Annotated in this window: 13 protein-coding genes, 1 tRNA gene and 1 pseudogene; 8 read left to right on the top strand and 7 right to left on the bottom strand. The window is 33.0% G+C overall.

Annotated features, from left to right (window positions below; genetic code table 11):
- The first annotated feature begins 252 nt into the window (after nt 1-252).
- Entirely contained in the window at nt 253-906 is a 654-nt protein-coding gene (gene fsa, locus ACODR7_RS21100; protein ID WP_047094862.1) for a fructose-6-phosphate aldolase, read from the top strand.
- Between the two features lie 111 nt (nt 907-1,017).
- Here fsa and ACODR7_RS21095 read toward each other — a convergent pair whose 3' ends face one another.
- The 4 genes from ACODR7_RS21095 to ACODR7_RS21080 form a co-directional block, all read right to left on the bottom strand.
- Nucleotides 1,018-2,142 carry a hypothetical protein gene (locus tag ACODR7_RS21095; protein ID WP_488842192.1) on the bottom strand — a complete coding sequence of 375 codons (1,125 nt, stop codon included), beginning with the start codon at nt 2,140-2,142 and terminating at the stop codon, nt 1,018-1,020.
- A gap of 240 nt (nt 2,143-2,382) precedes the next feature.
- The gene (locus ACODR7_RS21090) at nt 2,383-3,273 is read right to left on the bottom strand and encodes a GLPGLI family protein (RefSeq protein ID WP_488842190.1); all 891 of its coding nucleotides are present in this window, start codon (nt 3,271-3,273) and stop codon (nt 2,383-2,385) included.
- Between the two features lie 69 nt (nt 3,274-3,342).
- The gene (locus ACODR7_RS21085) at nt 3,343-5,229 is read right to left on the bottom strand and encodes a M56 family metallopeptidase (protein WP_488842188.1); all 1,887 of its coding nucleotides are present in this window, start codon (nt 5,227-5,229) and stop codon (nt 3,343-3,345) included.
- A gap of 5 nt (nt 5,230-5,234) precedes the next feature.
- A complete protein-coding gene (locus ACODR7_RS21080) occupies nt 5,235-5,600 on the bottom strand; it encodes a BlaI/MecI/CopY family transcriptional regulator (protein WP_426478869.1) in 366 nt (121 codons plus the stop codon).
- Between the two features lie 527 nt (nt 5,601-6,127).
- Here ACODR7_RS21080 and ACODR7_RS21075 point away from each other — a divergent pair.
- Complete coding sequence (locus tag ACODR7_RS21075; protein ID WP_488842186.1) at nt 6,128-6,694, top strand: glutathione peroxidase; 567 nt, start codon at nt 6,128-6,130, stop codon at nt 6,692-6,694.
- Nucleotides 6,695-6,964: 270 nt separating this feature from the next.
- Nucleotides 6,965-7,546, top strand: coding sequence for a hypothetical protein (locus ACODR7_RS21070; RefSeq protein ID WP_488842184.1), 582 nt, complete (start codon nt 6,965-6,967; stop codon nt 7,544-7,546).
- Nucleotides 7,547-7,890: 344 nt separating this feature from the next.
- Here ACODR7_RS21070 and ACODR7_RS21065 read toward each other — a convergent pair whose 3' ends face one another.
- Nucleotides 7,891-8,337 carry a GNAT family N-acetyltransferase gene (locus ACODR7_RS21065; protein WP_488842183.1) on the bottom strand — a complete coding sequence of 149 codons (447 nt, stop codon included), beginning with the start codon at nt 8,335-8,337 and terminating at the stop codon, nt 7,891-7,893.
- A 185-nt stretch (nt 8,338-8,522) separates the two neighbouring features.
- Here ACODR7_RS21065 and ACODR7_RS21060 point away from each other — a divergent pair, with 185 nt between their 5' ends.
- Complete coding sequence (locus tag ACODR7_RS21060; protein ID WP_488842182.1) at nt 8,523-9,236, top strand: 2OG-Fe(II) oxygenase; 714 nt, start codon at nt 8,523-8,525, stop codon at nt 9,234-9,236.
- Between the two features lie 27 nt (nt 9,237-9,263).
- Nucleotides 9,264-9,506, top strand: a complete 243-nt coding sequence (locus tag ACODR7_RS21055; RefSeq protein ID WP_076597541.1) for an Ada metal-binding domain-containing protein — start codon at nt 9,264-9,266, stop codon at nt 9,504-9,506.
- A 92-nt stretch (nt 9,507-9,598) separates the two neighbouring features.
- On the opposite strand, the gene ACODR7_RS21050 is transcribed toward ACODR7_RS21055, so the two are convergent.
- Nucleotides 9,599-9,671, bottom strand: a tRNA-Met gene (locus ACODR7_RS21050).
- 110 nt (nt 9,672-9,781) lie between these two features.
- A complete protein-coding gene (locus tag ACODR7_RS21045; RefSeq protein ID WP_488842181.1) occupies nt 9,782-10,288 on the bottom strand; it encodes a hypothetical protein in 507 nt (168 codons plus the stop codon).
- 106 nt (nt 10,289-10,394) lie between these two features.
- Between ACODR7_RS21045 and ACODR7_RS21040 the strand changes: the two are divergent.
- From ACODR7_RS21040 to ACODR7_RS21030, 3 genes and pseudogenes are all read left to right on the top strand, one after another.
- Nucleotides 10,395-10,763 (top strand): annotated as a pseudogene (locus tag ACODR7_RS21040) (N-acetylmuramidase domain-containing protein); the annotation flags it as partial.
- Between the two features lie 111 nt (nt 10,764-10,874).
- Complete coding sequence (locus ACODR7_RS21035) at nt 10,875-11,645, top strand: GLPGLI family protein (RefSeq protein ID WP_488842180.1); 771 nt, start codon at nt 10,875-10,877, stop codon at nt 11,643-11,645.
- 55 nt (nt 11,646-11,700) lie between these two features.
- Nucleotides 11,701-11,991 (top strand): hypothetical protein, encoded by a 291-nt coding sequence (locus ACODR7_RS21030; RefSeq protein WP_488842179.1) that lies wholly within the window; start codon nt 11,701-11,703, stop codon nt 11,989-11,991.
- The last annotated feature ends 152 nt before the right edge of the window (nt 11,992-12,143 follow it).

The raw sequence follows: 12,143 nt of genomic DNA, 5'->3' as shown, positions 1-12,143 counted from the left end.
GCTAGAAGCTAGAAGCTAGAAGCTAGAAGCTAGAAGCTAGAAGCTAGAAGCAAAAATAACTCTTTGATTTAAGATCAGCACAAAATTATTTTTTTTATCATCTATAACCATCCTGATCTCTCACTCTCCCACTCTCAAACTCTCCTGCACCCCAACCCATTTACCCTCAAACTACGAATTCCGTAACTCAAAATTCATACCTCAGAACCCAATTAATTCCCTATCTTTGTATCAATAAATCTATTTATCAAAATGAAATTTTTTATTGACACAGCTAATTTAGAGCAAATCAAGGAAGCAAGAGATCTTGGAATTTTAGATGGTGTAACAACCAACCCTTCTCTAATGGCAAAAGAAGGTATTCAGGGAGCTGAAGCAATCAAAAACCATTATAAAACGATCTGCGAGCTTGTAGACGGAGATATTTCTGCGGAAGTTCTTTCTACAACGTATGAGGAAATGATTAAAGAAGGAGACGAATTGGCTGCTATTCATCCGAATATTGTTGTAAAAATTCCGATGATTAAAGACGGAATCAAAGCTTTAAAATATTTTTCTGATAAAGGTATCAAAACAAACTGTACATTGATCTTCTCTCCGGGACAGGCTCTTTTGGCAGCTAAAGCAGGAGCAACTTATGTTTCTCCTTTCTTAGGAAGATTAGATGATATTTCTACAGACGGTCTGAACCTTATCCAGGAAATCAGATTAATTTTCGATAACTACATGTTCGAAACTGAAATCTTAGCGGCTTCTATCCGTCACTCAATGCATATCATCGACTGTGCTAAAATTGGAGCAGATGTTATCACTTCACCACTTCCTCCGATCTTGAGCTTATTGAAGCACCCATTAACAGACAGCGGATTGGCTCAGTTTATTGCAGATTCTCAGAAATTAGCATAATCATTGATCCTTTTCAAATATAAAAATCCCGGAACGCATGTTCCGGGATTTTATTTTTTATTTTATTCCTCTTCATCCATTTCTTTTGTAAAAACGATAGTTATTACAGCATCATTGGGGAGTTAAAAAAGATGGTCCATACACAGGTTGAGAATATGTATTTTCGCATTTTGAAGTTACAGTCCATTGATATACAGTATTGGGTTTATGGTTTATTTCAATATTCAATGGTGCTGTTTTATCTAAGCTGCCTCCAAGCAACCAGTTGTTTTCATTCTCTGGTTTGTAGTACACAGTATAGCTCAAAACGTTATAGCTGTCAATACTGTTTTCCCAAAGCAGTTTTGTGTAACCAGGCACTGAGCCTCCAGAAAATTTAAGGTTTACAGCCCCGTCGCATAATTCTTTCCAAATGATTTCAACTGTTTTATATCCAATAGGGTCATAATTTTTCAAATCTTCTCTGTTAAAGGGGTAATAATCATTTTTACCAAAATAGGCCTCTGTAATTTCACTAAAATATTCATATTGATTAGTAATTGCATAGGCTTTTGCTAATTTTTTATAAACGTTATTTCCTGCATAATAATTAACATCAGCATAAGATCCTATATTGGTTTTATAGCTGCTTCCCTGATATTTTCCGGAAGCTACTGCTTGATTATAGGCATAAGCTACCGCCGGATGATTATTATTGAATTTTTGATGATATAAAGCGTGAGTTAGTTCATGCAGGAGCATATAGGGCTGGTTCAGATTGGTCCAGTTAATGTAATTATTTACATTCGTAATTTCTATTGCTTTTTCTTTCTCCGGAATAAGCCCGTTATTTATCAACCAGTCTTTATCCGGGTTATACCTTGCGGCAACAGAGGAAAGTGAGTTCCAGTCAATAAATATAGGTGTATTACTTAAAACGTCCATAAGTGCAGAGGGAAATGAAAAGTTGATCATTTCATCAATTTTGGATTTTGTTAAAGAGATTGCGGCCTGGGTTTCCTGTGGATGATTGGCAGAAGAGTCATTTTGTACAAACAGCCTAAATCCTCTGTAATCATATGTGGTATAGCCATTTACACTAATTAAGCTGTTCCTTTTTGAAAGAGACGTATTTGTATTTATATTTTCTTCGGGCTGAATTTCTACATCCAGATTCCGGCAGGAAATTAATATCAGCGGTAATACTGATAACAATGTAGGATTGCACTTTGAGATAAGTGTAAATATTTTTTTCATATTTGAATGTTTTTAGGCATCAAATGTAATATTTTTTTCCAAAGTACATGACAAAAAGTGGAACAAATTGATATCTAATGTATTGTTTAAATTTTATTGAGATCATTTAATCTATATTTTTGAAAAAAACTTAATTTGATAGTTTTAAACAGATTGAAGTTTTGTCCGTAATTTTTTACATGGAAACAAAAAAAACAGGACATCTAAGTTTCCTGTTTTTAAGTAGAAAATGAAATAATTTTAATTTACAAGTTCCGGTTCTATTTTATTGTTATTCTTTAGTTGGTCTTCTTTTGCTCTTTTTTCAATATTTCTATACATTTCATTTACATCAATATTTTTCCCATCCTGATTTTTCATTTGTACAACAGCTCCGGCAGGAAGAGTACTCATGGTTTGTTTCATGTCTTTTGTAGGGTCAGCAAGATAATCTTTCCAGGCTTTTTTGAACTGCTTTTTACTGATTTCTATCTCTTTACCTCCAAAGCCAATTGTAGTGAGACCAGGTATCTGGAGATCTTCTTCTGATGTGGCTTCGGTTTTTTTGTTACCAATTAAAGTCATAATATGAGAACCTGTTTTATCCTCAATCTTAACAATAAGTCCTGGCAATCCGTAGAATTTATAAGGTCCGTCCTGAAATGGGATGTCTGTAGAAAACCAGGCGATCCAGCTTCTGCCTCCATAATTTGTGGTTGCTTTCTGAGTATTATACTCTCCAATTTTCTGTTTCTCAGGTAAAATCTTCCATTCAGGCTTTTGATCTTCCGGCATCTTATACGTAGTATTCCCTATATTTTCAGAGAATGAAACACTATAATCCGGATATTTTTTTGTGACCGTGCTATTAATGGTTCCCTGTTTTATATTTCTTTTAATATTAATACTGCCTCCGAATCCTCCTTTCATCTGTTTGGCAATATCTGCTTTTGTTGTGGAGTCTGCAACAAACTTTTCACGGCTATAGTATTTAGATCCATTTTTATCAATATCCAAAAGCATTACATCGCTTTTCACTTCTGCCCTATTGGTAGAATCTGAAATATATTTATAATCATAGAAAAATCTGTTCACCTGTGCATTCACAAAAACACTTAAAAAAGCTAATAAAAGCAAATAATTTTTTTTCATATTCTATGTATTTATCTATTTATAAAAAAAGCTTTGCCATTTTTAAAACTGACAAAGCTTTGTAGAACTTTATTTCTTTGTCTCAATTCTTACTTCCCCTTGCTTAACTTCTCCATTCTTCTGAGTGTTGACGTTAACTTTCGATATATTACTGGTATCTAATGAGTTAATATCACTCTGTGAAACTTCTCTCCCGTCAATGTAATACTTATATTTTACATCATCAGTACCGGTTATTTTAAATTTTTTCACCCCATTCATTGCAATGTTTCCGTTGCTGTCTTTTTTGATAAAGTCAGCATTCATTACAATAACACCGGGTGAACCGCTGGTCACTTTAATAAAAGTACCGTCTCTGAAGCTTGCTGATCTTTTTTCGGCTTCCGCGCGGGCCTTTTCAAAGTCTCTTCGGATTTTGTCTCCATCAATCCGGATTCTCTCTCCTTCTAATCTTATTCTATTTCCTTCCAGTTGGGCTTTAGCACCTTCTATTCTTGCTTTTTCGCCCTCAATTCTGGCTTTTCCCGCTTCTTTCAGTGCTTTTTTAGCTTCCGCCATTGCTTTACGTACTTCTTCTTTTTCCTGAGCGCTCAGATCTTTATAATTAACAATTTTGTTTGTTTTAAAATAGGTTATTTTCGGCTCTTTTGGTGCTTTAGGTGGTACCGGAGGAATGGGTAGTTCGCCTATTTTGGCAGCTTCTCTTCCCGCTTTTTTGGCAGCTCTTTCAATCTTTCGAAGCTCCTTTTTACTAAGAGGTTCCATATTCTCAAGCTCCCTCATCTGATTTTTCCATTCCGCAGAATTGAAATACTGATCAACTTCAACTTTTGAGGCAATCTCTCCTATCTCTGATGCCAGATTGCTTATTTCTTCTATTTTATCACTGAAGAGATCACTTTCCGGATCTAATCCTTTCAGCTCCTTCTCTTTTTCTTTTATCTTTTTTTCAAGATTGGTTATCTTTTTCTGATCATCCGGTGACACGGCTTTCAATTCTGCCATTTTTTCCTGCCCCGACCCTTCAGGTCTTATCGTATCTTTCTTGATTTCTGAAACTACTTTTTTGATGGAAAGATTGGTTTCTTCAATTTCTCTGTTTTTAGCATTTACCAGATAAGCAAAGGCCAGTGAGAAAACAACCGGCAAGGCAAAAATTCTTCGCGCATATCCGAATTTGGTTTTTGGTTTTTGTAACATTTTAAGTCTTTTTTTAAGGTTTGAACTTAGAAACGGACTGGTAACAGGCAACTGTGTTCCGGAAAAGTGGCTTGCTAAAAGCATCTGCGCAAATGCTTTGGTGTCCGATTGTTTTACGGCTTTTTTATCAGCCAGATATTCGTGGATTAAATTAATTTCTTTTTTGATGATATGAAAAAACGGATTGAACCAGAAAACTGAGGTAATAATCTCGATAAAGATCTTATCAAAGGAATGTTTCTGCTCAATATGTACCATTTCATGCTTTAAAATCTGTTTTCCAATATCAGAATGCAAAGTAATGGCGTTCTTCCAGAAAAGATTTTTAAAGTAGGAAAAAGGAGCTTCATTAAGGTCTGTACGGTAAAAGTTGATCCCGTCAAAACTCTCTTTCTTAAACTGTTTCTTAAACTGCTGGATTTTAAAAATCCCATACATAAGCTTCCCTAGAAAATAGAAAGAAACCAGTCCCAGAGCTGAAAAAGTAATGTTAAAATAAAGGTTACCATTGTTTATATTTTTTTCTGTATTAAAATTCTGAATCTTATCAAGAAGCATATATACATCATTATTTACCTCTATCGTAAAATCATCTACTTTGATGAGCGGCAACAAAAGTGATATCACAATCGCTCCCAGCAGATAAAATCTGTTATAATGATGGAATGTCTTGTCTTTTAATGACAACTGATAGTACAAAAACGTTACACCCGAACATAAAATAGTTTTCCCAAAGTATAAAAGTATTGCTTCCATAAGTATTAATCTTTCTTTTTGAGTTCATCTAATAACATCTCAAGATCTTCTACTGTCATTTCATTTTTTTCTACCAGAAATGAAACGGCACTTTTGTAAGAACCTTTGAAATAGTTTTTCACAAGACTTTTCATAGTCTTCCCGGAGTATTGTTCTTTTGAAACAAGCGGAAAATACTCATGCTGTCTTCCATGTACACGATAGTCTACAAATTCTTTGTCTTTCAATACTTTTAAAATAGTAGAGACCGTATTGGTGTGAGGTTTCGGTTCCGGAAAAAGATCAAGAACATCCTTAAGAAACCCTTTTTCTATTTTCCATACATACTGCATTACCTGTTCTTCTGCTTTTGTTAAAGTCTGAATTTTCATATCCTGTTCATTTATCCGTTATATTGATATAAAACTTTTCAATTCTATATCACTAAGAAATTAGTTATACAAATGTAGAAATAAATTTGAATCCAACAACTATTTTTTTAGTGATAAAAGGCTTGAAAATGTAAAACATTAATAATCAATAAAATAAAGTTTATTAAATTTTAACTAAATGAATTTTCAATTCTAATTTCACGAAAAATTCTTCAACAAAACTGATCTTTTATACCAAAACCTCTACATTAAATCCAGGATTTCAACTAACCTTGAAGAAATGTTTCATTTGGTTTGCCGGGATAATCTCTGCCAGGGTTTTATATCTTGATAAGAATTGATAAATCAGGTAAAAAATTCAAAACAATAAAAAAAATACTATTGCAGAAGGATTTAATAACCCTAAATTTGATATTTTGATATTTCTGGAAGAATGGGTTTTAACCAGAAATAAAACCGGAAAAATCAAAAGTGCAGCAAAAATGATCAATAATGTAATACATAAAACAATAGTAAAATCTTTTTAAATGAAAAAAATACTTTTTATCGGAATGGTGCTTATGGGAATCATAGGCCTTTCATCATTTATTAAATCGGATGATTCCAACGGCCCAAAACCTGCAAAATCAATTTATGATTTTAAGATTGAATCCATAGACGGCGGAAAAATTGATTTTTCTGAATACAAAGGGAAATATATTCTTATTGTAAACACGGCATCCAAGTGCGGATACACTCCTCAATACAAAGGATTGGAGCAGCTTTACAAAGATTATGGTGATAAACTGGTTGTGGTAGGCTTTCCTTCTGATAATTTTGCAGATCAGGAGTTTCATGACAATGTGGAAATCAAGTCTTTCTGTGAAAAGAATTATGGGGTAACCTTTCCGCTTACCACCTCAGTGGATGTAAAAGGTTCAAAAATCACTCCTGTATTCGATTATCTTACCCACAAATCTCAAAATGGAGTAATGGATGCCACCATAAGCTGGAATTTCAATAAGTTTCTGATCAGCCCGGAAGGAAAATTACTGGAACATTTTGACTCTAAAGTTGTTCCTGAAAGTGAAAAAATCACCCATTATTTCAAATAAATGATTTTTACAAAACACTACCATCATTATGAGTAGTGTTTTTTTATCCTTGCGTAAAATATTTTACATTGATTAGGACTCAAATACACACATTGAGCTGTATTAACAATTTAGATTACAAAAATCACTTCAATAAAGACCTTAAACACATCATTTTTATAACAATGAATAATATACATTATAGAATTGTTAAATTTTATTAAATAAATATTAAAATGTATTTGTTTTAACCGGGAAATTATATTTATTTTAGTGCTTTAAAAATTTCTCATGAAAAGATATAATTTATTGATTGTACTATTACTGCTTATTTTTAATGTTACTACAGCACAAAAGAAAGGTTCTCCTGCTGCCGATCTTAGCATACTGAAAGATACAAAATCAAAAATTGAAGCCACCGTTCCATTGGTGATTCAGCATCTTCAGACGATCGCTACAAAAGAAGGTGATAATAATATTGTGAATAACGGAAAAATTGCTTTAGGCAGAGAATACGGTATTGTAGAGTCTGAATGGTTTTTATACAGAAACAACATGAAAAACTGTATCCTGAACAACTCATCCAAAAAATCCAAGAAATGTATGGAATATCATAACAATATGATGAGAGGGACAATGATCAATTACAACAATTATATTACCAACCTTACAAGAAAGAACGGTTATTTAGGAGTTGAAGGAGATACAAAATTCGAATTCAAACCTTCTGATATCGCTACAAAACTAAGTGAAGCTTATTTCAATGCAAGTGCTGCTGCCGGCAGAATGAAAGCTGATCAGAAAAGAGACTTTTTAGGACAGACAATGTCTGATGACAACAAACTTACTCCTTACGCTCAACTGGCACAATAATATTTAAATCATATTAAAAAAATAAAAAGAGAATGGCACTGCCATTCTCTTTTTTGTTCAAAAGCAAAAAATCTCCGCCGGAAAAAGCAGTTTTGTGGTACTAATCATAAAACCTTGGGGAAAAAGTAGAAAATTAGGCAGAGATTTTTTTGCATATGCTCTACAGATCAACTGTCCTACCCATGATCTGTAAGAGCTTTACAAAAATAGGACTATACCCTTCTGCTGGCTGAAAATACCTGTAGAATTAAATGTTCAAAACTGTAGAACTAATACTACTTATGATTATAGAAGTAAACCACCTCAAAAAAAGGTGGTTATGATTAGGTTTGAACAGCTTTATTCTATTTCCACCAGTGGTAGTAATTATGCAATCCGTCATATTCAAACCCGCAGCGTGGATATAATGTGTTTCCTATGTCATTTGTTTTTTCGGTTTCAAGCATCAGCCCGCACGCTCCTGTCTCTTCACACCATTCTTTGCTACGGTCAATTAATGCTACAGAAAGACCTTTTCCTCTATAATCCGGATGCACAAACAAATCACTTAGCAGCCATTGCTTTTGTAATCTGGTATAATGAAATAATTTGTAAAGCTGTACAAAACCTACTGCTTTCTCATTTACCATCACAAGAAAAATATCGGACTCACTGTTTATAAAACGTTCTTTGAGAAAAGCCTTCCCTCTTTCAACATCTGATTCCTGTCTGTAAAAAACACGATAAAGATTGAACAACTCAGCTGTTTCCTCAAGATCCTCAAGACTTGCCTTTTTAATAATGTAATTCATTGTTATATCTATTTTTATTAACACGGCAAAAGTAGCCTTAAACAGGACTGGTGACATCATCCAGAAATATATTAAATCCATAGGCCAGATATTGTAATCAATCTCATTTATATTTAAAATACCGCATGTTTTGGATTGTACTGTTCTGAAGAACTATAGATTTTTGCAGAATAAATTCAAAAGCAATGAAAAATATTGTTCATACAATCAAAAATACAGACTGGCAGAACGTTACGGAAACAATGCATCAAAACGGATATGCCATCATTCCTGATCTGTTGTCTGAGGAAGAATGTGAAGTATTGAAATCAAATTATAATCATTCTTCTCTTTATCGTAAAACAGTCATCATGGCCAGACATCGTTTCGGACTGGGTGAATATAAATATTTTACCTATCCATTACCTGAAATTATTCAAACCATACGAACAACTATTTACCCTTATCTGGCTCCCATTGCCAATGCATGGTGTAAAGCTTTACATATAGACACTCAATTTCCTTCAGATCATCAGGAATTCTTAGACCAATGTCACCTTAACGGGCAGCAAAAAGCGACGGTTTTAATTTTGAAATATGGAAAAGGCGGATTCAATACGCTGCACCAGGATCTATATGGAGACCTATACTTTCCTATCCAAATTGTATTAATGCTCAGCGAACCAGACAAGGATTTTACGGGCGGTGAATTTGTGCTTACCCAGCAGATTCCGAGAGCACAGTCAAAAGCCATTGTTCTACAACCTAAAAAAGGGGACGTTCTAATTTTTACCACTCAGTTCAAACCGGAAAAAGGAAACAAGGGCTATTACAGAGTCCATATGAAACATGGTGTAAGTGAAGTTAAAGAAGGAAACCGCTATGCTTTGGGCATTATTTTTCATGATGCAGCCAGTTAATGATTAAACGCTATAAATAGATGAACCATGATTCAACATTCCCAACTATCATCTGAAAATCTGAGAAGTAAAATCCACAGCAGAGAAGTTCGATTTGGAGGAAATAAAAAATTAAAAATCTACGGATTACTCAGCTGCCGGTCAGGAAAAAGAATGAAGATGGAAAACAGAGTTTTCTTTGCAGATGAAAAAGAAGCATTACAAAATAATTACCGTCCATGCGGGCATTGTATGAAAGAAGCTTATAAAAAATGGAAGGAAATTGAATAGGTTTTGATTCAAATTTACTATCAACATCGTTTTGTCTGCAATGACCAGAAAATAAAAAAGAGAAGCAATCATATTGCTTCTCTTTCGTTTAGTAGCGGGAACCGGACTCGAACCGATGACCTTCGGGTTATGAGCCCGACGAGCTACCTACTGCTCCATCCCGCGATATTGTGATTGCAAAGATAGAGCTATTTTTCTTAACTACAAATATTCGGTTTATATTCGTTTTGTATTCGAGTTAGTATTCGGAATATCAGGAGTAAAAATTTCTAAAATTAAAAATCAACCCTGTTAATTTCATTGTCAAATAGGACCATTTGGTTTCCTTCAATTTCCCCTCCGTAAGAATTTTTTGCGGTGTATTCCCACATTGCAGCCCATTTATTTTGAGATTCACTGAAAGTGATAGCAACTTTCCTTGGAATAAATGAATACTTGTTTTTTAATCTTAACATGACATAGGACCTGGAATTATCAATCATTTTTTGAATTTTATCAAAGGATATCTTTTTAAACTGATCTACTGTAGAAACATAAGAGAAATCAACATTAACAATTTGATCTTCTCCATTTTGAACAGGGATTTTTATTTTGTTTATTAATCCTGCAGCAACATTATCCTTGATTGTTTTAAAATCTTCAGGATTTAATCCTGAATTTTGATTCTCTTCAAACTTCCAAGTATGATCACTATTAAGAATTACAGATTTCCCAGATGCTGTAAGAACTTTTTCCTGCGAAAAAGCAAAAATTGGGAGTAATAAAAATAATATTTTTTTCATAATTAAGTTATAACAACAACGACAACGACAAATTTAAAAATAATTCATTGCAATTTGATTTAATTTATCAAATTAGCTTTTCATGTAATCCGGGAAATGGTCTGTCAATAAAGTAGATGTTCAAACAAAAGAATGGGAGGCTTTCAACGATGCTTTTGCTAAAGATAAAGATGCAGCAATGAAAAGTACTTCAATCGGACTTCCGCAGATTTTAGGCCTACATTACAAAAGATTAGGATTTGCTTCAGTTGGTAAAATGTGGGATCACGCAAAAATTTCTTTAGAAAACCAGATCTGGCAACTTGCAAAATTCATTGATACAGATAGGAACTTGAAAAATGCTATTCTGGAAAAAGATTGGTTTACCATTGCTAAAATTTACAATGGATCAGGTTTTCTAAAGATAGCAAGACAATACGGCCGAGAACCGTGTAATATCAGCATGGAAAAGGCATACAAACGGTACGCTTCTTAAAAGTAGATTATTACGATTTTAACTTAATAAAAAACTTTTAAAATTACGGATTCCCATAATATTGAATTAAATTAAATTTGTATTATTGTGTATCATTAATCATTATTAATTATGAAGAAGATTTTATTTGTAGGTTTTTCTATTTTTAACCTTTTACTTATTTCAGCACAAAACAAAGCTGTAATGGAAATCAATTATGAAACAAAATTGATTTCTGACAGCTTGAATAGGGAAAAAGTAAAAGTTTATACATCAACTTTATTATGCAATAATACCGAATCAATTTATTGCAGTGCAGAAGCTAAGGCATATTATAAAGGAAATTCCTCGCAAACCATAAGTACTAATTATGGAAATATTCCTAAATATCCTAAAGCTGTAGAAAGCATTTATAAAGCTAATGGAATTATTAATGCATCCCTGCCAGTAGGAAAATATATTTTCTCGTTTGAAGAACCAAAACTAAATTGGGAGATTTTGAACGAAACTAAGGATATAAAAGGTTTTAAATGTCAATTAGCGAAAACAATCACCGATACTGGAGATACTTTTTTTGCATGGTTTACTAATGATATTACTATTTCAGATGGCCCGTTTCGTTTTAAAGGACTTTCAGGAATGATTCTGGAAGTTTACAATAAGAGTAAAACGGTAGAAATTTATGCAACTGATATTAAGAAATCAGAAGAAATTATAGAACCACTAAAATATTATAACGAGGTTAAAGCTAAAAATAAACAACAGTTTTTAGAAGCAAGAAAAAATTTTCACGAAAATCCATCAATGTATAATGGTAATTTGAAAGTGGTAGATGCTAATGGCAATGATAGAACAAAAATTATGACAGACCGTTTGAAAAGTGTAAATACTTTTCTTGACTAAGAATAATCTTTAAAGATAAATTATAACAAACTTTAACAATTTAAAAATTTCAACTATGAAAAAATTATTTTTCGTTGGAGCTTTGGCTCTATCAACTTTTACATTTGCTAATACTAAAGAAGAAGTAAAGCAAGAAATTAAACAAGAGAAAACAACAGAAGTTAAGGAACTTACTCCGAAACAAAAAGCTGCAATGGCTTTGTTTTTTAGATGGTGGTCAGTTTCCTATACAAATGCTTGTGGAACAACAAACACTGTTTTTTTCCAATCTGATAATCCTGATATGAGTCCAGGTTTTATTGATGAATTAGCATACGCTGTTAATTCTACTTATGGAGATTGTTAATTAAATCACAACAAAGAAAAAAGCACCTTATTATTCAGTCGTGGTCGGAAGATTTTTCTTCCGACTTTTTGTTTTTAGATATTCAATATTTTCATTATAATTAATTGATTATCAGCTGTTTAATTTGTTTTATTGTTTGATTTTTTGTATCT

It is taken from the genome of Chryseobacterium sp. FG46, assembly GCF_057809135.1.
The sequence above is the reverse complement of the archived record's forward strand: the minus strand, read 5'-3'. Positions and strand labels throughout refer to the sequence as shown.